The sequence below is a fragment of the Halomonas sp. SL18_1 genome (assembly GCF_055755715.1).
The window spans coordinates 2,627,216-2,652,117 of sequence record NZ_JBVTRK010000001.1 but is presented as its reverse complement, the minus strand read 5'-3'; the positions used below and the strand labels follow the sequence as shown (position 1 = coordinate 2,652,117).

At 64.8% G+C, this 24,902-nt stretch carries 21 protein-coding genes and 2 pseudogenes; 19 read left to right on the top strand and 4 right to left on the bottom strand.

What is annotated here, in order from left to right:
- Positions 1-49: 49 nt before the first annotated feature.
- From ACSJDS_RS13485 to ACSJDS_RS13435, 11 genes and pseudogenes are all read left to right on the top strand, one after another.
- A pseudogene (locus ACSJDS_RS13485) lies at positions 50-868 on the top strand (CheR family methyltransferase).
- 158 nt (positions 869-1,026) lie between these two features.
- Entirely contained in the window at positions 1,027-2,088 is a 1,062-nt protein-coding gene (locus tag ACSJDS_RS13480; protein ID WP_473033718.1) for a protein-glutamate methylesterase/protein-glutamine glutaminase, read from the top strand.
- 58 nt (positions 2,089-2,146) lie between these two features.
- On the top strand, positions 2,147-3,883 hold the full coding sequence (locus ACSJDS_RS13475) for a methyl-accepting chemotaxis protein (RefSeq protein WP_473033717.1): 1,737 nt from the start codon (positions 2,147-2,149) through the stop codon (positions 3,881-3,883).
- Positions 3,884-3,942: 59 nt separating this feature from the next.
- Complete coding sequence (cheY, locus tag ACSJDS_RS13470; protein ID WP_238974746.1) at positions 3,943-4,332, top strand: chemotaxis response regulator CheY; 390 nt, start codon at positions 3,943-3,945, stop codon at positions 4,330-4,332.
- Between the two features lie 40 nt (positions 4,333-4,372).
- A complete protein-coding gene (cheZ, locus tag ACSJDS_RS13465; RefSeq protein WP_473033716.1) occupies positions 4,373-5,062 on the top strand; it encodes a protein phosphatase CheZ in 690 nt (229 codons plus the stop codon).
- Positions 5,063-5,208: 146 nt separating this feature from the next.
- A complete protein-coding gene (gene flhB, locus ACSJDS_RS13460) occupies positions 5,209-6,390 on the top strand; it encodes a flagellar biosynthesis protein FlhB (RefSeq protein WP_473033715.1) in 1,182 nt (393 codons plus the stop codon).
- Positions 6,387-8,468 carry a flagellar biosynthesis protein FlhA gene (gene flhA / locus ACSJDS_RS13455; protein WP_473033714.1) on the top strand — a complete coding sequence of 694 codons (2,082 nt, stop codon included), beginning with the start codon at positions 6,387-6,389 and terminating at the stop codon, positions 8,466-8,468. Before flhB ends, flhA begins: the two co-directional genes overlap by 4 nt.
- Before the next feature lie 37 nt (positions 8,469-8,505).
- The gene (flhF, locus tag ACSJDS_RS13450; protein WP_473033713.1) at positions 8,506-10,764 is read left to right on the top strand and encodes a flagellar biosynthesis protein FlhF; all 2,259 of its coding nucleotides are present in this window, start codon (positions 8,506-8,508) and stop codon (positions 10,762-10,764) included.
- Positions 10,765-11,121: 357 nt separating this feature from the next.
- Positions 11,122-11,364 carry a hypothetical protein gene (locus tag ACSJDS_RS13445; protein WP_473033712.1) on the top strand — a complete coding sequence of 81 codons (243 nt, stop codon included), beginning with the start codon at positions 11,122-11,124 and terminating at the stop codon, positions 11,362-11,364.
- Positions 11,361-11,825, top strand: coding sequence for a flagellar protein FlhE (locus tag ACSJDS_RS13440; protein ID WP_473033711.1), 465 nt, complete (start codon positions 11,361-11,363; stop codon positions 11,823-11,825). The genes ACSJDS_RS13445 and ACSJDS_RS13440 overlap by 4 nt, the downstream gene beginning before the upstream one ends.
- 250 nt (positions 11,826-12,075) lie before the next feature.
- Positions 12,076-12,780 (top strand): RNA polymerase sigma factor FliA, encoded by a 705-nt coding sequence (locus ACSJDS_RS13435; RefSeq protein ID WP_473033710.1) that lies wholly within the window; start codon positions 12,076-12,078, stop codon positions 12,778-12,780.
- A 13-nt stretch (positions 12,781-12,793) separates the two neighbouring features.
- Here the strand turns inward: ACSJDS_RS13435 and ACSJDS_RS13430 are convergent, their stop codons facing one another.
- A complete protein-coding gene (locus ACSJDS_RS13430; protein WP_473033709.1) occupies positions 12,794-13,996 on the bottom strand; it encodes an EAL and HDOD domain-containing protein in 1,203 nt (400 codons plus the stop codon).
- Positions 13,997-14,231: 235 nt separating this feature from the next.
- Positions 14,232-14,864 carry an EAL domain-containing protein gene (locus ACSJDS_RS13425; RefSeq protein WP_473033708.1) on the bottom strand — a complete coding sequence of 211 codons (633 nt, stop codon included), beginning with the start codon at positions 14,862-14,864 and terminating at the stop codon, positions 14,232-14,234.
- Between the two features lie 225 nt (positions 14,865-15,089).
- On the opposite strand from ACSJDS_RS13425, the gene ACSJDS_RS13420 reads away from it, so the two are divergent.
- From ACSJDS_RS13420 to ACSJDS_RS13405, 4 genes are all read left to right on the top strand, one after another.
- Positions 15,090-15,905 (top strand): motility protein A, encoded by an 816-nt coding sequence (locus ACSJDS_RS13420; RefSeq protein ID WP_473033707.1) that lies wholly within the window; start codon positions 15,090-15,092, stop codon positions 15,903-15,905.
- Positions 15,898-16,590 carry an OmpA/MotB family protein gene (locus tag ACSJDS_RS13415; protein ID WP_473033706.1) on the top strand — a complete coding sequence of 231 codons (693 nt, stop codon included), beginning with the start codon at positions 15,898-15,900 and terminating at the stop codon, positions 16,588-16,590. Before ACSJDS_RS13420 ends, ACSJDS_RS13415 begins: the two co-directional genes overlap by 8 nt.
- An 88-nt stretch (positions 16,591-16,678) precedes the next feature.
- Positions 16,679-17,701 carry a cache domain-containing protein gene (locus ACSJDS_RS13410; RefSeq protein ID WP_473033705.1) on the top strand — a complete coding sequence of 341 codons (1,023 nt, stop codon included), beginning with the start codon at positions 16,679-16,681 and terminating at the stop codon, positions 17,699-17,701.
- Entirely contained in the window at positions 17,691-19,364 is a 1,674-nt protein-coding gene (locus ACSJDS_RS13405; RefSeq protein ID WP_473033704.1) for a putative bifunctional diguanylate cyclase/phosphodiesterase, read from the top strand. Before ACSJDS_RS13410 ends, ACSJDS_RS13405 begins: the two co-directional genes overlap by 11 nt.
- Before the next feature lie 21 nt (positions 19,365-19,385).
- Here ACSJDS_RS13405 and argF read toward each other — a convergent pair whose 3' ends face one another.
- Positions 19,386-20,306: an ornithine carbamoyltransferase gene (gene argF, locus ACSJDS_RS13400; protein WP_473033703.1), complete on the bottom strand. Its 921-nt coding sequence runs from the start codon at positions 20,304-20,306 to the stop codon at positions 19,386-19,388.
- Between the two features lie 163 nt (positions 20,307-20,469).
- On the opposite strand from argF, the pseudogene ACSJDS_RS13395 reads away from it, so the two are divergent.
- Positions 20,470-20,804, top strand: a pseudogene (locus ACSJDS_RS13395) (Grx4 family monothiol glutaredoxin).
- A gap of 297 nt (positions 20,805-21,101) precedes the next feature.
- Here the strand turns inward: ACSJDS_RS13395 and rnt are convergent.
- Positions 21,102-21,767: a ribonuclease T gene (gene rnt / locus ACSJDS_RS13390; RefSeq protein ID WP_473033701.1), complete on the bottom strand. Its 666-nt coding sequence runs from the start codon at positions 21,765-21,767 to the stop codon at positions 21,102-21,104.
- A 168-nt stretch (positions 21,768-21,935) separates the two neighbouring features.
- Between rnt and ACSJDS_RS13385 the strand changes: the two genes are divergently transcribed.
- From ACSJDS_RS13385 to ACSJDS_RS13375, 3 genes are all read left to right on the top strand, one after another.
- Positions 21,936-23,156 (top strand): argininosuccinate synthase, encoded by a 1,221-nt coding sequence (locus ACSJDS_RS13385; RefSeq protein ID WP_473033700.1) that lies wholly within the window; start codon positions 21,936-21,938, stop codon positions 23,154-23,156.
- A 195-nt stretch (positions 23,157-23,351) separates the two neighbouring features.
- Positions 23,352-23,702: an HlyU family transcriptional regulator gene (locus tag ACSJDS_RS13380; RefSeq protein WP_473033699.1), complete on the top strand. Its 351-nt coding sequence runs from the start codon at positions 23,352-23,354 to the stop codon at positions 23,700-23,702.
- A gap of 62 nt (positions 23,703-23,764) precedes the next feature.
- Positions 23,765-24,835, top strand: coding sequence for a DUF294 nucleotidyltransferase-like domain-containing protein (locus ACSJDS_RS13375; protein WP_473033697.1), 1,071 nt, complete (start codon positions 23,765-23,767; stop codon positions 24,833-24,835).
- Positions 24,836-24,902 lie beyond the last annotated feature (67 nt).

Here is a 24,902-nt window from a genome sequence, read left to right as displayed (position 1 = left end):
AGTGGAAGGCCCTGCCAACGATGCAGGCCAGTGGTCCGGGTCGGGCCAGATGGAGCGCGACCTGATCCTGACCGATGAGGACTTTCGCCAGATTCGTGAGCTGATCTATCAGCGGGCGGGGATCGTGCTGGCCGAGCACAAGCGGGAGATGGTCGTATAGCCGGCTGGCCAAGCGGCTGCGTCATCACGGCATGACGCGGTTCAGCGACTACCTGGCGCGCCTTGCGCGCCAGCCCGAGGCGCGTGAGTGGGAGGCGTTCACCAACGCCCTGACCACCAACCTCACCGCCTTCTTTCGCGAGGCGCATCATTTTCCGCTGCTCGCCGCGCACGTGCGCGATAAACGGGAGCCGGTGCGCATCTGGAGCGCGGCGGCCTCCACCGGGAAGAACCCTACTCCATCGCCATGACGCTGCTGGAGGCGCTTGGCTCGCGGGCGACCAACGCCAAGGTGGTCGCCACCGATATCGATACCGAGGCCCTGGAGCGGGCCCGGGCGGGTATCTACCCGGTGGAGCAGGTGCACAAGCTCGACGAGGCGCGAGTCAAGCGCTTCTTCCAGAAAGGCCGGGGGCGCCACGAAGGCCTGGCCCGGGTGCGTCCCGAAGTCACCTCGCTGGTGGAGTTCAAGGCCCTGAATCTGCTGGCCCCCAAGTGGGCGGTGCAAGGACCCTTCGATGCGATCTTTTGTCGTAACATCATGATCTACTTCGACAAGGAGACGCAGGCACGTATTCTCGAGCGCTTTGCGCCGCTGTTAAAACCCGATGGGCTGCTGTTTGCCGGTCACTCCGAGAACTTCTCCTACATCAGCAAGGCGTTTCGTCTGCGTGGCCAGACCGTCTATACCCTCGCCGACCGCCGCTGAGCATTCTCAGTGCGTGCCGCGCCTGGGGTCCGAAGCTACAGACGTTGTGTCGCGCTGTTGACTCAGAGTTAAAGTTTTCACCCACGCAGCCGATGCCCATCTAAGTCAGTGATTGCCGTGGGTCGCCTGGTGCGACCCGAAACACAAGGAGGCCCGCCTTGGGATCGAACACGATCAAGGTGCTGTGCGTTGATGACTCAGCGCTGATTCGCGATCTGCTTAGCGAGATCATCAACGAGCAGCCCGACATGGAAGTGGTGGCCGTGGCGCCCGACCCGCTGGTCGCTCGCGACCTGATCAAGCGGCACAACCCCGACGTGCTGACCCTGGACGTCGAGATGCCCCGTATGGACGGGCTCGACTTTCTGGAGCGGCTGATGCGGCTGCGGCCGATGCCGGTGCTGATGGTGTCGTCGCTGACCCAGGCCGGTTCGGAGGTCACGCTGCGTGCCCTGGAGCTGGGGGCGGTGGACTTCGTGGCCAAGCCGTCGCTGGGTATCCGCAGCGGCATGATGGAGTACGCCAACGACATCGCCGAGAAGATTCGTGCCGCTGCCAAGTCGCGGCCTCGCCAGGCCAGGCGGAAGGATGCCCCGGCGCCGACACGCCTCAAGGCGCCGCTGACCTCCAGTGAAAAACTGATCATCATTGGTGCTTCCACTGGTGGCACCGAGGCGATCCGCGCGGTGCTCGAGCCGCTGCCCGCCAACAGTCCGGCCATCCTGATTACCCAGCACATGCCGGGGGGCTTCACGCGCTCCTTCGCCGAGCGGCTCGACCGGCTGTGCCGAATCACCGTCAAAGAGGCCAGCGACGGCGAGCGCGTGCTGCCGGGGCATGCCTATATCGCCCCGGGTGACAGCCATCTCAAGCTGGCCCGTAGCGGTGCCAACTATGTGGCTCGCCTGGATGACGGGGCGCCGGTCAATCGCCATCGGCCCTCGGTGGACGTGCTCTTCCACTCGGCGGCGACCCAGGCCGGACGCAACGCCATCGGCGTGCTGCTGACCGGCATGGGCAAGGACGGTGCCGCCGGGCTGCTGGAGATGCGTCAGGCCGGATCGTCCACCCTGGCCCAGGACGAGGCGAGCTGCGTGGTGTTCGGCATGCCGCGTGAGGCGATCGCCCTTGGCGGGGCCGCCGAGGTGATCGGCCTGGATGCCATTCCGGAGCGCCTGATGTCGCTGGTGGCGGCGTCGGGGCGGGCTCAGCGGGTTTGATTCGACAACCACAATAACGACGATAACTCTTGTTCCAGTCAAGTGAGGAAGTGCCGCAATGAGCCGACTGATTCGCAATATCAGCATTCATGTGTCCGTGATCGTGGCCTTGGTGAGCTTCGCCCTGTTGATCGGGCTGGTGGCGCTGCTGTCGGCGCTCTCCGACCGGCAGGCCGGGCACACCATGGCGCAGCTCAACCAGATCAACGTGCAGCAGCTCAATGAGATCAACCGGGCCGATGCGTTGCTCAACGGTGCGCGGGTCAACCTGGAGATTGCGTCCAATGAGATCATGCTGGGGCGCATGGCCCAGGCCAATGAGATGCTCGATATTGCCGCGGATCAGCTCGAACGCAGCGAGCAGCGTTTTGCCAATTTTGTCGCCGTGCCCAAGACCGATGGGGGCCAGGCCCTGGCCGAGGCGCTGGAGGGCAATTTTGCCACCATGCTGGAAGGCGTCCGTTCCCAGCATGTCGCCCTCGATGAACTAGACACGCCGCAATTCAATCGCTTGCGCGAGGAGCTCATGGCGCCCGGCGAGGCGTTGGGGGAGTCCATGACCGCCTTTGTCCGTCATGGCTTCCAGAGTGGCGAAGCGGCCGTGGCTAGCTTCGGCGCTCGGGCCAGCCTGTTCGAGTGGATCAAGCTGGGCGCCCTGCTGGTCGCGGCCGTGGTGCTGATGCTGGTCTATCTTGGCCTGCGCACCACCGTGATTCGGCCGCTCAATCGTGCGGTCGTGAATCTGCAGACCATCGCCAAGGCCGATCTCAGAACGACGATTCCTGAAGGGAGCCGCAACGAAGTCGGGCAGCTCTTCGCCGCCATGCGCGATATGCAGCAGAGCCTTGTGCGCATTGTCGGTGAAGTGCGCGGCAGCAGCGAATCGATTCACGTGGGTACCCGAGAGATCGCCAGCGGCAATGCCGATCTCTCGTCGCGCACCGAGCAACAGGCCGCGTCGCTGGAGGAGACGGCGTCGAGCATGGAAGAGCTCACCGCTACCGTGCGCCAGAACGCCGATAATGCCCGTCAGGCCAGTGGACTGGCCCAGCAGGCGTCGAGCACCGCCGAGCGTGGCGGTGAGGTGGTGCAGCGCGTGGTCGCCACCATGGACGGGATCACCGACAGCTCCCAGAAGATCAGCGACATCACCGGCATGATCGATTCCATCGCCTTCCAGACCAATATCCTGGCGCTCAACGCCTCGGTGGAGGCGGCGCGCGCGGGTGAGCAGGGCCGCGGCTTCGCGGTGGTGGCCGGCGAGGTGCGCAACCTGGCCAGCCGCAGCGCCACGGCGGCCAAGGAGATCAAGACGCTGATCGATGGTTCCGTCACTCAGATCAACGACGGCAACCAGCAGGTCCGCGAGGCCGGTGAGACCATGAGCGACGTGGTCAAGGCGGTGCGTCGGGTCACCGATATCATGGATGAAATCTCGGCCGCCTCCCAGGAGCAGAGCGACGGCATCGAGCAGGTCAGCCAAGCGGTTGGCCAGATGGATCAGGTGACACAGCAGAACGCCTCGCTGGTGCAGCAGGCTACGGCAGCGGCCGCTTCGCTGGAGGAACAGGCCAGCCGCCTTGAGCAGGCGGTGGCCGTGTTCCGGCTGACCGGTGACGGGTCGGGGCTTCAAGCCGGCGGCGATTCCTCGGCGAGGGAGGCTCAGACAAGCACCGGTTCGGCTGCGTCGTCTTCGGCGCCATCGCGCGCGCTGGCCGAGGTGGATCCCAAGCCGCGTCGGCGCAGCGCTGCCCGTGAAGAATCGGTTGCCGAAGGCGAATGGGAAGAGTTTTGAATCACGATGGCGGGTCGCCCGCCGTTATCTGACGCCATGCATATGAGAGAGGAATCCTGATGGCCGACAAGAACATGAGCTTTCTGGTGGTAGACGATTTCCCGACCATGCGTCGGATCGTTCGCAGTCTGCTCAAGGAGCTGGGGTACACCAACGTCGAGGAGGCCGAGGACGGCCAGGATGCCTTGAGCAAACTGCGCTCCGGCAGCTTCGAGTTCGTGGTATCCGACTGGAACATGCCCAACCTCGATGGCCTGGAGATGCTCAAGCAGATTCGCGCCGATGATGCCCTCAAGGACCTGCCGGTGCTGATGGTGACCGCCGAGGCCAAGAAGGAGAACATCATCGCAGCCGCTCAGGCCGGCGCCAGCGGCTACGTGGTCAAGCCATTCACCGCTGCCACCCTGGAAGAGAAGCTCAACAAGATATTCGAGAAACTGGGCAAGTGATGCTGGCGGCGCTGCCCGCCGGTTTACAGGAGACGACACGATGAGCGCAAACGAGCAGCCAGACGAGGCCCAGCAGTCAGGCGGCGAGGATCTGGTGCAGCGTATCGGTCAGCTGACACGCATGCTGAGGGAGAACATGCGCGAGCTGGGGCTGGACAAGGAGATCGAGAAGGCGGCCGACGCCATTCCCGACGCCCGGGACCGGCTGAGCTACGTTGCCACGATGACCGAGCAGGCGGCCGACCGGGCACTGAACGCCATCGACCGCGCCCAGCCGCTTCAGGATTCGCTGAGCGAGCGGGCCGAAGCGCTGGACAAGCGCTGGGCGGCTTGGTTCGCCGAGCCCCTGGAGCTCGATCAGGCCCGCGAACTGGTCACCGAGACCCGCGCCTATCTGGGGGAAGTGCCGGACAAGACCCAGGCTACCCAGAAGGAACTGCTCGAGATCATGATGGCCCAGGACTTTCAGGACCTGACCGGCCAGGTGATCAAGAAGATGATGGACGTCATCCGCGAGATCGAGCACCAGCTGGTCCAGGTGCTGATCGACAATGTGCCCGATGAGCAGGGGCGCGAATCGATGCAGCGCAAGGCCAACGACCAGTGGGAGAATGACGCCCGTCGGCGTGAAGAGGGGCTGCTCAACGGCCCTCAGATCAAACCCGAAGGGGCCGATACGGTGGCCAACCAGGATCAGGTCGATGACCTGCTCGATCAGCTAGGCTTCTAACGCGTTCGCGCCCCTTGCCCAGAACGCGCTTCGGCGCCGATGCTCATGGTCGATAAGGCCACGATCATCGGCGCTTTTTGGCGTATTACCCCTACCCGCATACCGCCACAATGGCCACTGTGCACCCGAATGCCCGGTAGCTGGCCATGGCCGACGAGAGCAGTGATCAGGAAAAGACAGAAGAGGCCACGCCACGACGCCTGCAGAAGTCCCGCGAAGAGGGGCAGGTTGCGCGATCCCGCGAGCTGACCACCTTCATGCTGCTGCTGGGCGGCGTCGTGGGCTTCTGGACCATGGGCGCCATGCTCTACGATCAGCTGGGGCTGGTGATGGAGCAGGCCTTTCTGTTCGAGCGGCAGCAGGCCTTCGAAACGGCCCCAATGCTGAGTAACGTCCTGGAGCTTGCCGAGCGCACGCTGCTGACCATGCTGCCGCTGTTTCTGCTGCTGGCGGTCATCGCGCTGGTGGCGCCGGCAATGTTGGGAGGCTGGCTGATTTCGGCCAAGTCGCTCAAGCCGCAGCTGTCCAAGCTCAACCCCATGAAGGGGCTCAAGCGCATCTTCGGCGTCCAGGCGCTTGCCGAGCTGGCCAAGGCGATCGCCAAGTCGTTTCTGGTTGGCGGGGTGGGCATGTCGTTTCTGTATCTCAATCGCGGCGAGTACCTGTCCCTGCTGGACCAGCCGACGACCCAGGCACTGGCGCGTGCGCTGATGCTGGCCGCTCAGGCCTGCGGGCTGATGGTGCTGACGCTGATCGTGGTGATTCTGATCGACGTGCCGTACCAGCTATGGAGCCACGCCAAGAAGCTGCGCATGACCAAGGATGAGGTCGAGCGGGAACACAAGGAGTCCGAAGGTGATCCCCATGTCAAGGCACGCATTCGTCAGCAGCAGCAGGCCATGGCGAGAGGGCGCATGATGAGCCAGGTCCCCGAGGCCGATGTGATCATCACCAACCCGACGCACTACGCCGTGGCGTTGAAGTACGAGGAGGGCGGTATGGCCGCCCCTAGGGTAATCGCCAAGGGGGCCGATGCCGTGGCCGGGCGAATTCGAGAGCTTGGCCGTGAGTCGGGGGTGCCGCTACTGGAAGCCGCCCCCTTGGCTCGGGCGCTTTACCACCATGTGGATCTCGATGCCGAGATTCCACTTGATCTGTATACCGCGGTGGCGGAGGTGCTGGCCTGGGCCTTCCGTCTCAAGCATGTGACGCAAGAGGGAGGAGAGGTGCCACCAACGCCCGAGAATCTGACGGTACCGCCTTCCATGGCGGCGCCGGGCGATGCCAACGTCGCCGACGCGGATGAGACGCGCGGGGCACGCCAATGAAATCGCTCAGCCACTTTTTGGGGCGCACCGACTGGATGGGTGACGCGCGCATGAAGCTGCTGGCAGGGCCGGTCTTGATCCTGATGATCCTGGCCATGATGATCCTGCCGCTGCCACCCTTTGCGCTGGATATGCTCTTCACCTTCAATATCGCCCTGGCGGTGATGGTGCTGCTGGTGAGCATGTTTACCCAGAAGCCGCTCGATTTTGCCGCCTTCCCCGCGGTGCTGCTGTTCACCACCCTGCTGCGGCTGTCGCTCAACGTCGCCTCCACCCGGGTCATCCTCATGGAGGGCCACGGTGGGGGCGATTCGGCAGGCAAGGTCATCGAGGCCTTCGGCCAGTTCCTGGTGGGCGGCAACTTCGCCGTGGGCCTGGTGGTCTTCTTGATCCTGGTGATCATCAACTTCATGGTCATCACCAAGGGGGCGGGGCGCATTGCCGAGGTCGGTGCACGCTTCATGCTCGACGCCATGCCGGGTAAGCAGATGGCCATCGACGCCGATCTCAATGCCGGGCTCATAGGCGAAGACGAAGCCCGCAAACGGCGTGGGGAAGTGGCCCAGGAGGCCGATTTCTACGGCTCCATGGATGGCGCCAGCAAGTTCGTGCGCGGCGATGCCATGGCGGGCCTGGTGATCATGGTCGTCAACGTTATTGGCGGGCTTTTGATCGGCATGCTGCAGCACGGCATGGACTTCGGCGATGCCGCCCGCACCTACACGCTGATGACCATCGGCGACGGCCTGGTGGCGCAGATTCCCGCCCTGGTGATCTCGACGGCGGCCGGTGTCACGGTTTCCCGCGTGAATACCGATCAGGATGTCGGCCAGCAGATGATCAGCCAGCTGTTCGTCAACCCCCAGGTGATGATTCTGGCGGCGCTGGTAATGGGCATGCTGGGGATGGTCCCGGGCATGCCGAACCTGGTCTTCCTGCTCTTTACCGGGCTGCTTGCCGGGCTGGCCTGGGCGCTGATGCGGCAGAAGGAGCAGCGGCTGGTGGCCGAGGAGATCGCCGCTGAGCCGCCACCACCACCCGCGGCGCCGGAAGCGAGCTGGGACGATGTCCAACTGGTGGATACTCTGGGCCTGGAAGTGGGGCATCGGCTGATCCCGCTGGTGGATCAGCGCCAGCAGGGGGAACTGCTCGGGCGCATCAAGAGCGTGCGCAAGAAGTTTGCCCAGGAGGTGGGCTTCTTGCCGCCGGTCGTGCATATCCGCGATAACCTGGAGCTGGGCGCCAACACTTATGTGATCACTCTCAAGGGTGCCGAGATCGGCCGCGCCGATGCCTTCCCAGGGCAGTGGCTGGCCATCGACCCCGGCCAGGTGACCGGCCAGCTGCAGGGCACGCCCACCGAGGATCCGGCCTTCGGCCTGCCGGCGGTATGGGTGGATAGCGGTCAGCGGGAGCACGCACAGGTCTACGGCTACACCGTGGTGGATGCCGGCACTGTGGTGGCCACCCATCTCAACCATTTGCTGCACCGTCATGCCGCTGAGATGCTGGGGCGCGCCGAGGTACAGAAGCTGCTCGACAAGCTCGGCGAGGAGCAGAAGTCACTGGTCGAGGACGTGGTGCCCAAGCTGGTCAGCCTGACGGCGCTGCAGCGCATCCTGCAGAACCTGCTCGACGAGGATGTCTCGATTCGCGACATGCGCACCATTCTCGATACTCTGGCCGAGTACGCGCCGCAGCAGCAGGACCCCAACGAGCTGACCGCCCTGGTGCGTGTCAGCCTGGGCCGGGCGATTACCCAGCAGTGGTTCCCGGGACAGGATACGTTGAACGTGATCGGCCTGGAGGCACAGCTCGAACAGGTGCTGATGCAGGCCATGAACGGCAACGGTGCTCTGGAACCCGGGCTCGCCGAGACGCTGATGACCCAGGCCGAGCAGGCCCTGGCACGGCATGAGGCCAGCGGTGAACCGCCGGTGCTGGTGGTGCAGCACAGCCTGCGCCCGCTGCTGTCGCGCTTCCTGCGCCGGCGACTGCGCCACCTGGTGGTGATGTCCCAGGCGGAAATTCCCGATGACCGAACCCTGCGTGTCACCACACTGGTGGGTGGGCGTTAGACATGGCAGGTCGACATGAGTGGGAGATCGATAAGCGATGAGCGTCATGCGTTTCGTAGGAGCCAACAGCCGGGATGCCATGCGCCAGGTACGCGAGGCGCTGGGCGATGAAGCGCTGATCCTGGCCAACCGCCGGGTCGACGAAGGCGTCGAGATCCTGGCCATGACGGAATCTGCGGCCGATGCCGCTACGCAGCCGCCACAAGCATCGCCGTCGAGGCAGCTTCGCGAGGCGTCCACATCATCGGTGCCTGGATTGCCAGCCTCGGGACAGGAATCGTCGGACGCCGATGCTTCGTCTACGTCAGCTGCGCCCGGTGGGTTCGAGGCGATGAGCGCTCGCCTGCTCGAGGAAATGCGCGATATGCGCACCCTGCTGGCCCGAGAGCAGAATAACCGAACCACCGTCAGCGGTGGCCTGCGTGAGAGGCTTCAGCAGGTACTGCTGGAAGCCGGTTTTCACCTCGAGCTGGCCCAGGAGGTGCTCGCCACGTTGCCTGACGAGCTGGGGACGCTTGAGACAGTGGACGAGCGGGCCATGGCCTGGCTGCATCGCCAGCTGCAGATGCGGCTGAAGGGGCCCGCGGATGAGTCGACGTTCTTGGATCGCACCGGCATCGTCGCCCTGATCGGCCCTACCGGGGTAGGCAAGACCACCACCACCGCGAAGCTTGCCGCCCGCTATGTGCGTCGCCACGGCACCCGGCCGGTGGCGCTGGTGACCACCGACAGTTTTCGTATCGGCGCCCATGAGCAGCTGCGCATCTATGCGCGGCTGCTTGACGTGCCGATGTACGCTCTCAACGCCGACCAGCCGGTTTCTGACCTCCTGGAGCGTATGCGCGGCAAGTCCTGGGTGATCATCGATACCGTAGGGATGAGTCAGCGCGACCAGCGAGTCATCGAACAGGTGGCACACCTGCGCGGTGGTGAGTCCCCGGTACGTCTGGTGCTGGCCCTCAACGCGGCCAGCCAGGTCGAGACCCTGGAAGAGGTGGTGCTTCGCTACCGCCAGGCAGCTCAGGCCGCGGGCGCTGAGCTGACGGACTGCGTGATCACCAAGCAGGACGAGGCAGGGCGGCTGGGTCCGGTGCTGGATATCATCATGCGCCATGGCCTTCGCCTGCTGTTCGTCTCCCATGGTCAGCGAGTGCCGGAAGACATGTCGGTGGCCGAGCCGGACGCGCTGATTGCCCAGGCCCTGGAGAGCCGTGTGCCCATGGCGACAGAGGCGCCGGCTGTGCCGAGCAACGAGCCTTCAGGGCTTTCGCGCAGTCTGCTGGGCCAGGGACGTCGGCTGGCAACGACCCTCAAAGCGTTGCACCAGCGTCTGGATGGCTTTGGTGAGCTTGAAGCGGTGTGGGATCTGCTGGGGCTGCCGACCTCGGTGCAGGAGTCGCGTCTCGAGGCGCTGCTCGCCGCCTATCCGGCCCACGGCCAGGCGCTTGGGATGCTCTGGGGCGATCGCCGGGGAATCAAGGGAGAGCACTGGTCGATGCCCGATGTGGCGCTCAACCCCGATGGCCATTGGCTGGCGCTGCCGCTGCTTCAGCATCGCCAAGTGGCAGGGCAGCAAGCCAGATTCGAGGACATGCTATATCGACTCGGGATCAGCGTGCATCTGCTGGTCGGACTTCCCGACGCAGGGGCCTGCCGCTGGCTGGAGCAGCGGCAGCTCACCTGGTCGAGCCTGGTTCGCGGCAGCCAGCGGGTCGATCATGCCGGGGAACGCCAGTCGCTGTCGGCCCTTAAGGAACTGGCCGAGCCGCTGGACGAGACAGGCTGTCGCTTCCGCGGCGCGCCGGCGCGGTTGGCGCTGGCGACCTTGCCGGTGGCGTTGACTCCTAAGGGCAATCGGCGCGATGCCGAACTGATGCCGGCTCAGGCCTGGTTCGGCAGCTTGCGCGATGCCGAAAGCGGCAGAGCGTTGGCAACTCGGTACTGGTTGACGCCTGGGAGATTAGGGCGGGAGCCCGCTGCGCTGCTGCTTTCACAGCTTCAGGGCGATGCCTTGCCGCAGCTGACCCGGCGGGCCTGGCAGCGACTCGACCCGCGCGAGCTGGGCGAGCTGCGCCCGGATGTGCGGCTGCTGCTTGCCAGTGGCCTGGCGGCCGTGGCGGTGCATCTGGATCTGGCCGATGATGAGCCGGCCATGGATCTGCGAGCCGAGCTGCTGGGGCTTACGGGAGGGCGTCGTCGGCGGCGCGACGTGGCGCTGCTCGAGGCGCTGGTACAACTTTTCCTGGTGCGCGATGCCATTCGTCACTTGGGGCTCGGTGAGCAGGAGACAGGGTAAATGGGTATGGATCAGGCCGCAGGCTTGCGTCAGTGGGCTTCCAGCACGGGACAGGCCGGTTCGGCAGACCAGTGCCCCTTGCATGTTGCAGAGGCATTGTTGGAGCTGGCATCTGGCTTGCCTAATGAACGGCCACCGACGTCGCGCGCGCCGCAGCATGGAAAGGCATCAGGCAGCACAGCGTCTAGCAACACAGTGACTAGTCGAACCGATGGCTCGATTACCCTGATGGTGGTAGGGCTGCCAGGCAGAGCCGAGCGATACACGCAGCGAGTCCATGACCTTTTGGAAGCGTGGGCAGAAGAAGGGCGGCAATGGGTAGGGGATCCTAGAGCCTGGCGCGTTGTGGCGCTGGGCGTGGACAGCCCCCATCTGCCGCTGCTGGCGGATCAGCAGCCGCGCTGGGCGCTTTGGGTTGACAGTGACCCTGAAGCTTTTCGGCGTGCCTATCGGGTGCTCAAGCAGGTGGCGGAGGTGGGGGGGCCGCAGCGATTGCTGGTCGTGCATCCGCCGGATATCGGACGTCAGGGGCTGCTCGACAACCTGCGCAGCGCGGCGTGGCACTATCTGGGAATCGAGCTGCTGGTGCTGGCGAGATGATACCTCCTGGACGTCTCACGAGGCGGCCTTGGGCTGTGCTGGCGACTTGGGCGCTGGTAGGTGGTCTGATGATTGGCGACCTGGCAACGACCACTGCCTTGGCGGCGGGCAGCTGGGTGGCTACGGCGCCGGCTGTGCACGTCTCGATGGTAGATCGACCGGCGAGGTCGGCCGACCTCATTGCGCCAGCTCCGGAGCTTGCTCATGGACAGCAAATCGGGCGACTTAGCTGGCAGTACCGGCTGCCTCCTGGTGAGGATGTGCAGGCCTGGTTGTGTCACCCGGGGCGCTGCGTGTCACTGCCGGGCCAGCGCGGCCAGACCGAGGCGCTGGCGGGACTGCCGGCCGATGCGCCGCTGCATTTTCGCTTTGCGCTGCTCGATCGTCGACAGCGCGCCATAACGCTGCAGGGGCTGCAGGTGATCGTCAATCATCGGCAGCCACCGGCAAGGCAGCCATAGAAACAGTTCTTCGCACTTTAGCGTGAACATGTTGGGCAGGTTTTATGGTGGGAGGCCGGCTCTGCCGGGCGAAGGCGCCGCAGGCGCCCTACGAGTAGCGCTGAGCGCTACTTCGTCGAAGCGTCGAACCGGAGCTGAAGTCGAGGCGTCGAACCGTCCCTCCCACAGAGCCAGTTCACGCCAGTCTGCGAAGAGTCATAAAAACCGGATGACCGCTTATGAATGGGACTGACGGCTGCGAGACGACTGCATGTACACAGCACGAGGCAAGATAAATCAGCGCGACCTGCTCGATGAGTACCTGCCGCTGGTGAGGCGCCAGGCGCTGTCGCTGCAGGTGAGACTGCCGGCGAGTATCGAGCTCGATGACCTGATTCAGGCCGGGATGGTGGGGCTGCTCGAGGCACTGGGGCGCTACGATGCGGCCCAGGGAGCCAGCTTTGCCACCTTCGCCAGCCAGCGAATACGCGGCGCTATGCTCGATGAGCTGCGTAGCCGCGACTGGCTGCCGCGCAGCGTACGCCGAAATGCCAGGGCCGTGGATGAAACCGTGAGACGGCTGGAGCAGCAGCTGGGGCGACCCGCCGAAGAGACAGAGATCGCCGCCGAACTGGACATGAGTCTTGAGGAGTATCACCAGCTGCTCAACGACACCAACAGCGGCCACCTGCTGCCCTTCGAGGCGCTGCTCGAGGAGGGGGTGGAGCCTGGGATAGTGGACAGCGCTGCCGATACCCCTTTCAATCAGCTGATCGATGAGCAGAAGCGACAGCAGCTGGTAGCCGGCATCGAGGCGCTACCCGAGAGAGAAAAACTCCTGATGGCGCTCTACTACCAGGAAGAGCTCAACCTCAAGGAGATCGGGGCTGTACTGGGGGTCACCGAGTCCCGGGTCTGCCAGCTGCATAGCCAAGCGGTCAGCCGGCTTCGGGCGCGGCTGGCTGGCAGCGATTGACGGAAGATTTTTCTTAAAGATGGCCCATCAGCGAGCGCGTGCTCTCCAGGGCCTCCAGATAGCACTGGTGCAGCCGATCAGGCGGGGTCTGTGAGTCGGATGCCTCCAGCTGGCGCTCATGGTCTTCGCACAGTTTCAGCACCGCCCCCAGCGCCCCTTCGCGGCGTCTCAGCGCCCGAAGGATCGGCTGGCTCAGCGGTAGTTGCTCGAGCAGGGTGTCGCGGTCCTCTTCCAACAGCGCATCCATCAGCGAGAACAGTCCGGTGGTGAAGGCGTCCTCGGCGTCGAGCTCGGCAAATGGGACCGCGAGGTTACGGCACATGAAGGCGCGCTGCAGCGCCATGCGCAGCACGATCCGCGACGAGGGCTGAAGGCTTGCCAGGGTCAGGGTAAGGATCAGTCGACGCAGCTCGATCTGGCCGAGCAGCTGCATGCCGCGTGCTAGATCGGCCTCCTTGCCGCCGCGATTGAAATAGCTCGAGTTGGCCCGGCGCAGAATCGCCACGTGCAGATGCGGCATTTGCACGACCAGCTCTTGCAGTGTCTTCAGGTCGGTATCGTGGTCGTAGAGGGCCCGGATCAGGCGGATCTGCGCGGCTCGGTTGCCGTGTCGGCCCCTCGGGCGCGCGGCGATGAAGCTGGGGCGCGCCAGGTAGTCGCCGTTGTAGAAGTGGCAACCCATATGGCGGTAACGTGCCAGCTCCTCGGGGTTGCGGATGTTTTCCACCAGCAGCTTGATCTTGCGCTGGGGAAGCGGTGCCAGGAGGTCGGGGCCGAGCTCGTCGGGAGAGATCAGCGTGATGATATCGGCTCGGGGCAGCAGCGCCTCGGGATCCTGCTTCAGCAGGCGGGCGGGAACCACCACGCGATAGCCGCGCTCGCGGACCTCGTCCAGTCGACCCAGCAGGGTGTCGGTCACCCGCTCGGCGTCGGCAATGCCAATCGCCATGCGCGGTGCCGGGGTGGGCAGCAGCTCCGGGCGATCCAGCCACTGGCTCGGCAGGGTGACGAATAGCGTGCGGTTGCCCAGCAGGCCGGCATCGCCCAGCTCATAGACGGCGCTGGCCAGAGCGCGCGCCGTGGCCGCCATGGTGTCGTCCCCTTCCGAATCCTGCTGCTGCCGATAGGCGACACGATCCGCCACGTGGCGATGATCGGCATCGTGGATGGGGTGAAGGGCGATAGTGCAAGGGTCGATCTCGAGCGGTTCGGTCATACTTTGCTGCCTCCCTGCCGGTGCGCATGTGACCAGATAGTTCGCATGATACGGGATGCTGGCCAAGGCGTCCCCACCGAACGGCGTCAATCGCCCCACTCATCGCGGCGGCGGGATGCGCTGGATGATACGGCCTGGCCGTTACGGGCCTTCGGGGGCGGCGAGCGCTTCGCGCAGCGCTTGCAGTTTGGGCACCAGGCCGGTGGCCAAGGCTTCGAATTGCGGGCGGGCATAGTCAGAAGCCCTGCTGATGGGGCAGGCCGTTGCGTCCCAGCCACAGGGCTTCTTCCCGGGTTTCGACGCCTTCGGCGATCATGTCGATGGCAAGCGTCTGGCCGAGGCCGGCCAGGGAGCGAAGAATCGCCTGGCGCCGCGGGTCCTGGTCGCAGCCCATGATCAGGACGCGGTCCAGCTTGAGCCGGTCGGGACGCAGTTCGGTGAGCAGGTCCAGGTTGGCATAGCCATTGCCGAAGTCGTCCAGGGCGGTGGCAAAGCCCATCTCGCGATAGGCTTCGATGATGCGCTGCAGATGGCGCTGGTCCTGCACCTTCTCGGTTTCGGTAATCTCGAAGACCAGCCGCTGGGTGGGCCAGCCGACCTGCTCGGAGATCGCCAGGGTGGCCTGGATGCAGGCTTCGGGCTCATAGACCGCATTGGGCAGAAAGTTGATCGACAGGGCTTCCTGCATCTCCAGCCGGCTGGCCAGCTCGATGGCCCTTACCCGGCAGGCCTGGTCGAAGCGGTAGAGCAGCTCGGGAGTGACCTGCGACAGGATGCTGAAGGCCGACTCGCCGGCAGGGCCGCGAACCAGGGCCTCGTGGGTGGTCACCCGGGCCGAGGTCAGATCGACGATCGGCTGAAAGGCCATGGTGAAATCGAACGGCAGCGCACCGTCACAACGGGCACATTTACCCTTCACTTCAGCGCATTGGCGCATGGTGTCTCCTTGTATGCTCGAGACTGGTCTGTTCTCTTGTTATCGGCCGTTGCCGAAGTGACTTGAGGCCGAGTGAGGATTTCGCCTCAAGTTTTGGTCGCTTCGGCCGATGACATGGATCAAGACTCGACCGAGCCCCGCAGTCAGGAGCCCTAGATGAATCCATCCACGATTATCGGCATGCTGGCAAGCATCGTTCTGCTGGTCAGCGTGCTGTTCTTCACCGCCGAGTCGCCGCAGAGTTTCATGAACCTGCCCGGCCTTGCCATCGTCCTGGCCGGCACCATGGCCGCCACCTTCATCAGCTATCCGCTGAGGGAAGTGCTGCGCGTGGTGCGCCTGGTGGGACTGGTCTTTCGCCGTGAAAACACCTACACCCGCGACGACATCAAGGAGCTGGTGGATATGTCGCGACTGTGGTTCAAAGGGGATGTCAGGGCGGTGGAGGAGGCCCTGGAGAAGACCCGCAACCCCTTCCTGCGTACTGGCATCCAGCTGGTGATCGCCAACACCAAGGAGCAGGAAATCTTCGATCTGCTGCGCTGGCGGATCGCCCGGCTCAAGGCGCGTGAGCACGCCGAGGCACAGATCTTTCGCACCATGGCGACCTATGCGCCGGCCTTCGGCATGATCGGCACCCTGGTGGGCCTGGTGAACATGCTGGAGGTGATGGAAGCGGGGGATCTCCACGTCATCGGCCCGCGCATGGCGGTGGCCCTGTTGACCACCTTTTACGGCATCCTGCTGGCCAATCTGGTGTTCAAGCCCATCGCGGTGAAATTGGAGCGGCGTACCGAGGAGCGCCTGATCGCCATGAACATGGTGCTCGAGGGTATCTCCCTGATCACCAAGCGGCGCCTGCCCTCCTTCATCGAGGAGACGCTCAACTCCTTCGTGGCCAACTACCACGATGAGATTCGCGATCCCGCCGCCGGCCGCCGCGATCCTGACGAGGCCGGGCAGAATGCTTGATCGCACGACCCGCGACACCCTTCAACCCATGTCCGGAGACGGTGATGGGGAGGGGTGGCTGATGAGCTACCTGGACGTGCTGACCCTGTTGATCACCCTGTTCGTGCTGCTGGTCTCGATGATGGGAAATGGCATGGCCACCCACGGGGGCCAGCACGGCGGGGTGGCCGATCAGCAGATCACCCCGGAAGCGCAGCTTGCCGCGATGGTGGTGGCCGGGCGTCTATCGCCGGGGATCCAGCCGCGCCACGACGGGCTGCAGCCACGTTTTTCCGGACTCAATATCGAGGGGGTCAGCGTCGATCAGGGGCAGCAGGGGATCACCCTGCGCATCGACGACAACCTGCTGTTCGCCAGCGGCCAGGCAGAGCTCACCGCCCAGGGCAGGGAGGTGGTGGCAAGCCTGCGGGAGGTGCTCGACGCCTTCGAAGGGGAGATTTCCGTGGAAGGCCATACCGACAGCATCCCCATCTCTACCGCGCGCTTTCCCTCCAACTGGGAACTCTCCTCGGCGCGCGCCATCGCCGTGCTGCGCCATCTCGATGAGGTGGGGGTGCAGGCCGAACGACTGCGGGCGGTCGGCTATGCCGATACCCGCCCGCTGGAAAGCAATGAGACGGCACAGGGGCGTGCCGCCAACCGTCGTGTGGAGCTGCTGCTGCGACAGGAAGTCGGCGGACCCTAACGGGTCGATTCGACAGCGCGCACTCTCTGAGCGGGGGCTCATTTTTGTTGCAAAGTGACGTACAGCAGCGCCGGAGGCGCTGGTCGGCATGGCAGGCAGGGGGCTCTACGGGGTACTGCTGTTGAGCCTGCTGACGGCGATGCTCTGGGCGCTCAATGACCGCTATCATCGCGAGCTAGACGGGGCGGGAGACAAGACCCTGGCCCACGGTGAGCTGGTGGCGGAGTGGGCGTCCGGCGCCTTTACCAGTACCGATAATACCCTGAGCGGCCTGGCGAATCTCTTCGCCCTATCGCTTGAGGCGGAGGGGCACCTGGATGACCCGCTGGCCGAGGCGTTCGAGACCCTACTCTCCCAGCGTCAGCGGAGCCTGCCGTTTCTGGATGCGATCGGCATCATCGATCACGCCGGTGACACCCTCTATTCCACCGGCAGCCCGGGGTTTCCCAGTCACGATGCCCGAGAGCGCGCCGTTATCCGCGACTTTCTGCAGGCATCCGAGACCGCTCTGGAAGCGGTCTACTGGGAGCCGGAAGGCGGCGATCATCGCATGCTCTATCTAAGGCGCATTTTCGATGCCGAGGGCCGTTCTACCGGGGTGGCGGTGGCGCGTCTCGATCTCTTCTTCTTCACCCATGCCCTGCAGCGGCTTCAGTTGGGAGAAGGGGAGAGTGTCGCCTTCATCGACAATGACATGCGCCTGATCGCCCGCCGTCCGGGAGTCAGTGGCGTGTCGGCCACCGAGGCGCTGGGCATGGAGGTCGATGCGCCTGCGGTTGCCGAGGTCATCGCCGAGCCCAATGGTCATACGTTCATTCTCACCTCGCCGCTGGATGGTGACCGGCGGGTCTTCGGCATCAGCCGGTTGGAGGGGTTGCCGTTCGCCGTGATCGTGGGCCACAGCGCCGCCGCCGTGCTGGCCGACTGGCGCCAGAAGGTGATGGTGCTGACCCTTGGCTGGTTGACCGTTGCCGTGCTGGGGCTGATTCATCCTGCTTCACTACCTGCGACTGTCGCGTACCGAGGCCGAGCTGTACCTCAGCGAGCAGCGGCTGTGGGAGATCAACCGTTCGCTGCAGGCCGAGCTGCGTATTGCCGACATGGCCTTTGAAACTCACCTGGGCATGTTCATTACCGATGCTCAGGGGACGATTCAGAAGGCCAACGCTACCTTCGAGACGATCACCGGCTATAGCGAACAGGAGGTGCTAGGCCAGAATCCTCGGCTGCTCAACTCGGGACGCCATGACAGCGACTTCTACCGCAAGATGTGGGAGACCATTCATGCACAAGGCAGCTGGCAGGGCGAGGTGTGGAACCGGCGCAAGAACGGTGACACCTATCCGCAGTGGGTCACCATTAGCGCCGTCAAATCGGCATCCGGCGAGATCACCCACTATGTGGCCACGCTCAGCGACATGACGCTGCGCCGCGCCGCCGAGCAGGAAGCCCACCGACTCTCCTTCTATGACCCGCTGACGGGGCTGCCCAACCGGCGCATGATGCTCGACCGGGCCGACCGGGCGATTCAACAGGCGCAGAGAAGCGAACATCAGGGAGCCCTGATGTTCATCGATCTGGACGGTTTCAAGCAGATCAACGATAGCCTGGGGCATCGACAGGGCGATGAACTGCTGCAGCAGGTGGCTGACCGGATTGCCGAGATGAGTCGGGAGTCGGATCTTGTGGCTCGGCTGGGCGGGGACGAGTTCGCGGTGCTGCTCGAAGGGCTAGGCGTCTCCATTGATGAGGCCTCGGCGCTGGTTGAGCGTGTCGCCAGCAAGCTGCTGGGCGCCCTTGCCGAGCCGTTCCGTCTGGGGGAGGATCGCTACCAGCTCTCCGGCAGCATTGGCATTACCTTGCTGGGTGACGGCACACACAGCGCCGAGGAGAGCCTGCAGCAGGCGGAGATGGCCATGTATCAGGCCAAGCAGGCCGGGCGCAACGCCCTGCGTTTCTTCGACCCCGTGATGCAGGCGGTGGCGGTGCGCCGCGCCATGCTCGAGAGCGACCTGCGTCAGGCCGTGGCGCGTCAGCAGCTGCGGCTCTTCTATCAGCCCCAGGTGGACGATCGGCAGCGGGTCACCGGCGTCGAGGCGCTGCTGCGCTGGGAACATCCGGATCACGGCATGGTGCCGCCGGGCGATTTCATCCCCGTGGCGGAGGAGAGCTATCTGATCGTGTCGATTGGCGCCTGGGTGCTGGAGACTGCTTGCCGTCAGCTGGCTCGCTGGTCGCTAGATTCCGACAAGGCCGGGCTGACCATGGCGGTCAATATCAGCCCGCATCAGTTCCAGCAGCCCGACTTCGTGGCCGACCTGGAGGCAATCCTGTCGAGCACCGGCGCCAGGCCCGAGCGCCTCAAGCTGGAGCTCACCGAGTCGGTCTTCATGGAGGAGCCGGATCTCGCCAAGGCAACCATGCACCGGCTCAGGGCGATGGGCATCCGCTTCTCGCTGGACGATTTCGGTACCGGCTACTCGTCGCTTTCCTACCTCAACCGGCTGCCGCTGGATCAGCTCAAGATCGATCAGTCGTTCGTCCGGACCCTCTTCGAGGACCCGGCGAACCAGGTGATCTCTGCCTCCATCGTGAGCCTGGGCAGCAACTTGGGGCTGGAGGTGATCGCCGAGGGGGTGGAGACCCAGGCCCATCAAGACTGGCTGGCCGAGCACGGCTGCCGGGCGTATCAGGGCTACCTGTATGCTCGCCCGCTACCCATCGAGGCGCTCACCGAGCTGCTGGAGAGCTCGACCTGCGCCGCCGGACGCTGATCCGGCGACGCCGTCGGCGGATCAGTCCTCGATGCGGCCGAGCAGCAGGAACTCGATCAGCGCCTTCTGGGCGTGCAGGCGATTGCCGGCCTCCTGCCAGACCACCGCGCGGGGATCATCGAGCAGTGTTTCGCTGATCTCTTCTCCGCGGTGGGCCGGCAGGCAGTGCAGGAAGAGGGCGTCGGCCTTGGCGCGGTCGAGCAGCGCCTCGGTGACCTGAAAGCCGGCGAAGTCGGCCTCGCGCTTGGCCTGCTCCTCCTCCTGGCCCATGGAGGCCCAGACGTCGGTGGTCACCAGGTCGGCGCCGCTCACCGCTTCGGCAGGGTCGCGAACGATGCTGGCCCGGTCATCGGCGGCCTCGAGGATATCCTGGCGCGGCTCGTAGCCTTCCGGGCAGCAGATGCGCAGGTGGAAATCGAACTGGCGTGCGGCGTTGATCCAGGAGTGGCACATGTTGTTGCCGTCCCCAATCCAGACCGCGGTGCGCCCCTTGACGCTGCCGCGCAGCTCGGTCCAGGTCATGACATCGGCCAGCAGCTGGCAGGGATGGTAGTCGTCGGTCAGCGCGTTGATCACCGGCACCGCGCTGGCGGCGGCGTAGCGCTCCAGGCCTTCGTGGGAGAAGGTCCGGATCATCACGATGTCGACCATTTCCGCCAGCACGCGAGCGGTGTCTTCGATCGGCTCACCGCGGCCAAGCTGAGTGTCGCGCGGCGAGAGGAACAGCGCATGGCCGCCGAACTGGGCCATGGCGGTCTCGAAGGAGACCCGGGTGCGGGTCGACGACTTCTCGAAGATCATCGCCAGGGTGCGGTTGGTGAAGGGCGAGTAGCTCGGTCCCTGGGTCCGCAGGCGGTTCTTGATCGTGATGGCCCGCTGGATCAGGTAGTCGAGTTCGTTGGTATTCAGGTCCAGCAGGGTCAGAAAATGGCGTGTCGCCATGAGGGATCTCTCCGCGCGAAAAAACCCCCATCCTAGCCAGGCGCCGGGGGATGCGCAATGCGCCCGGCATCAGTAGAATGATGGCCAACAGCAAAGGCTGAGCGCCGTACTCGGGTATTGGCCCGGCGGCCTCGGCGTCCACGTGACCCAACAGGGAGCGCACATGAGCACCACCATCGAGAACATCCAGCGTCAGATCGGCGAAAACCCCATCCTTATCTACATGAAGGGCACGCCGCAGCTGCCGCAGTGCGGTTTTCCGCCCAGACCGTCCAGGCCCTGATGTCCTGCGGCGAGCGCTTCGCCTTCGTCAACGTGCTGGACAATCCCGATATCCGCGCCGAGCTGCCCAAGTACGCCAACTGGCCCACCTTCCCGCAGCTGTGGGTCGAGGGCGAGCTGGTGGGCGGCTGCGATATCGTCGCGGAGATGCACCAGAGCGGCGAGCTCGAGAAGCTGATCAAGGAAACCGCCGCCAAGCACAAGGACGACGCTTGAGCCGGGCTTCGCCCGGCGCATCGAGCGGTAAGCGATAGGCGCTACGAAGCAGGCCCGCCAGAGAGATGGCGGGCCTGCTTCGTTCAGGGGGCAGCAAAGGCTCTTTTTCTTTGTTCATCGCACTTTAGCGTGAACATGTTTGGCAGGTTTTATAGTGGGAGGCCGGCTCAGCCGGCGGTTCGACGCTTCGACGAAGGCGCCCATGGGTAGCGCTGCGCGCTACTTCGCGATCCGAAGCTCCCTCCCACATAGCCTGTTTGACTTAACCCCTCGCACCACGCCCCTCGCACCTCGCCCCTAGGCCTCCTCCATCCCCTGCTCGCGCTGGGCCAGCGCCCAGCCGCCAAGATCCTTGTAGCGGTTGACGATGGCGCAGAACAGCTCCGCGGTGCGTTCGGTATCGTAGCGGGCGGAGTGGGCTTCCTGGTTGTCGAAGGCAATGCCGGCGGCGCGGCAGGCCCGGGCCAGCACCGTCTGGCCGTAGACCAGCCCGGACAGGCTGGCGGTGTCGAAGCTGGAGAAGGGGTGAAAGGGGTTGCGCTTGATGCCGCAGCGCGCCACGGCGGCATTCAGAAAACCGTGATCGAAGGCGGCGTTGTGTCCCACCAGCACCGCCCGGGTGCAGCCGTGAGCCTTGATCGACTTGCGTACCGGCCGGAAGATTTCGCCCAGGGCTTCCGCCTCGCTCAGGGCGACCCGCTGACGCAGCGGGTCGTCGAGCTTGATGCCGGTGAAGTCCAGCGCCGACTGTTCCACGTTGGCGCCCTCGAAGGGCTTGATATGAAAGGCATAGGTGGCATCGGGCAGAAGATTGCCCTCGGGGTCCATGGTCAGGGTCACGGCGGCGATCTCGAGGATCGCGTCGCGGTCGGCGTTGAAGCCGCCGGTCTCAAGGTCCACCACCACGGGCAGAAAACTGCGGAAGCGCTGGGCCATCAGCTCGCGGGCGATCGCCTCGCTCATTAACCTCTCCTTGCGTATTTCAGTCTCGGTCGCCCCGCCCGGCGGCAGGCCCCAGGCGAATCCGCGCAGTCTAGCAGCTTGGCTGCGGCACGTCCCCCGCCGGTATTCGCGACGCCGTTGCCACGCTATAATCACCGACCCTAGACGTTCATCACAAGGAGCCCCAGCATGTCCGATGTCAAGAAGGTCGTGCTCGCCTATTCCGGCGGCCTGGACACATCCGTCATCGTCAAGTGGTTGCAGGAAACCTACGACTGCGAGGTCGTGACCTTCACCGCCGACATCGGTCAGGGCGAGGAGGTCGAGCCGGCCCGTGCCAAGGCCGAGGCCCTGGGCGTCAAGGAGATCTACATCGAGGACCTGCGCGAGGAGTTCGTTCGCGACTACGTCTATCCGATGTTCCGCGCCAACACCATCTACGAAGGCGAGTACCTGCTTGGTACCTCCATCGCTCGGCCGCTGATCGCCCGTCGCCTGATCGAGATCGCCAACGAGACCGGCGCCGACGCCATCTCCCACGGGGCCACCGGCAAGGGCAACGACCAGGTCCGCTTCGAGCTGGGGGCCTATGCGCTCAAGCCCGGCGTCAAGGTCATCGCGCCGTGGCGCGAGTGGGACCTGACCTCTCGCGAGAAGCTGATGGCCTACTGCGAGCAGCATGAGATTCCGGTCGATTTCGCCAGCGGCAAGAAGAAGTCACCGTACTCCATGGATGCCAACCTGCTGCACATCTCCTACGAGGGCGGCATCCTCGAGGATCCCTGGGCCGAGGCCGAGGAAGACATGTGGCGCTGGAGCGTGTCGCCGGAAGCCGCGCCAGATACGCCCACCTACGTGGAGCTGACCTATGAGCAGGGCGACATCGTCGCCATCGACGGCAAACCCATGAAGCCCCATGAGGTGCTCGAGACCCTCAACAAGCTGGGCGGTGACAACGGCATCGGCCGGCTCGATATCGTCGAGAACCGCTACGTGGGCATGAAGTCCCGCGGCTGCTACGAGACCCCCGGCGGCACCATCATGCTGCGCGCCCACCGTGCCATCGAGTCGCTCACCCTGGACCGCGAAGAGGCCCATCTCAAGGATGAGCTGATGCCCAAGTACGCTGAGGTGATCTACAACGGCTACTGGTGGAGTCCGGAACGTCGGATGCTGCAGGCCGCCATCGACGAGACCCAGAAGAACGTTTCCGGCGTGGTGCGCATGAAGCTCTACAAGGGCAACGCCACACCGGTGGGGCGCAAGTCCGAGCAGTCGCTGTTCGACGAGTCCATCGCCACCTTCGAGGACGATGCCGGCGCCTACGACCAGAAAGACGCCGAGGGCTTCATCAAGCTCAACGCCCTGCGTCTGCGCATTGCCGCCGGCAAGGGCCGTCAACAGGACTGAGCTGGCATTCCGTCATGTGGAGGGAGCTTTAGCTCCGGTTCGACGCTTCGACGAAGTCGCGCGCAGCGCTACCCATGGGGCGCCTGCGGCGCCTTCTCCCGGCAGAGCCGGCCTCCCACCTTGAAACTTGCCAAACATGTTCACGCTAGAGTGCGAAGAACCCAGTTTTTTCGTCACCTTTCCGGGAGAGGGCCTGTGCTGAAGAAACTATTGTCCGGCTTGTTCGGCGGCGGCGATGACAAGCCGGCATCGCGCCAAGCCGCCGAGCCGGTGGAATACAAGGGCTACCAGATCGTCTCCGAGCCGGAGGAGCAGGGTGGTCAGTTCAGAGTCAGCGGCTGGATTCGCAAGCCGGCCGAGGGGGCGGAGGGCGAGCTGCGCGAGCACCGCTTCGAGCGCTCCGACCTGGTGCCCGGCCGCGAGGCCTGCGACCAGCTGATGATCAGCAAGGCCCAGCGCTATATCGATCAGGTGGGTGACGAGATGTTCAATACCCCCGCTGAGGGGCATACCGCCCGCTTCCTGTTGGGGGCTATTCATCCTTAGGCGAAGGGAAAGCATCGCGCTGCCGCATTACACTGGGCCGGTACCCGACATCCGGAGCCAGTATGCGCCTGCTGCACCGTGCCTCACCCTGGCGTGACCTCTTTGCCGGCGATGCTCCGCCGGATCCCGCCACACTTCCGCCGCTACTGGCGCCGCTACGCGATGCGCTTGCCGAGTTGGGGCCCGCTCCCAGCCTGGCCCAGTCCCATGCCTGGCAGGGACGATTGGTAGAGGCCCTGGACCGGCTCGACCTGCCGGGTTGGCGGATCAGTCAGCTGATCAGTGATCACAACGACTGGCTCTATCGGCGCGCCATCGAACTCTCGCTCAACGAGATGACCGGGCAGGGGTGGGGCAACCCGCCGGCGGCGTTCTGCGTGCTGACCCTGGGGTCCGCTGCCCGCCATGAGAGTCTGCTGGGGCCAGACCAGGACAATGCCATGATTATCGAGGACTACCCGGACGCGGGGCATACCGAGATCGACGGTTATTTCCAGTCGCTGGGAGAGCGCTTCACCGCCCGACTGGACGAAGCCGGCATTCCCCTGTGCAGCGGCCATGTGATGGCGCGCTGGCCGATGTGGCGCAAGCGCCTGGCGGAGTGGTGCGAGCAGCTGACGCTGTGGAGCGCCGATCGGCGGGTCAAGCGGGTGCAGCAAGCCAATATCCTCTTGGACTTCTCTCCGGTCTTCGGTGAGGCGCGCCTGGCCGAGTCCCTGGGTGGGCATGTGCAGCAGCTGATGCCCGGGGCGGGGCTTTTCCTCGATGAAATGGCCGCACTACTCGATGAGCTCCCGGTCGCTCTGGACCGCCTGGGACGGCTCGTCGGTGATGGAGAAGGGGCCCCCCACGACAACGCGCTCAACCTCAAGCGCCAGGGATTGCTGCCGCTGGTGGCCGCCGTGCGGCTGCTGGCGCTGCGCCATGGCGTGCGTGTGCCGGATACCCGTTCGCGTCTGGCCGCTCTGGTGGTCGAGGAGGCGCTGTCCAACCGCCAGGCGCAGGCGTTGGCCTCGACCCTGGCGCGGCTGCAGGCGCAGCTGCTGGACGCCCAGCGTGTGACCCTCAAGCAGGGGGCATCCCCGATGGCTGGATCGATATCGCGCGCCTGGAAGAGGACGAACGGCTGCTGATGCGCCACGACATGCAGCAGATTCGTCGTCTGATCAAGCAGGCCAAATCATCGGTGGGGCGGGGCTG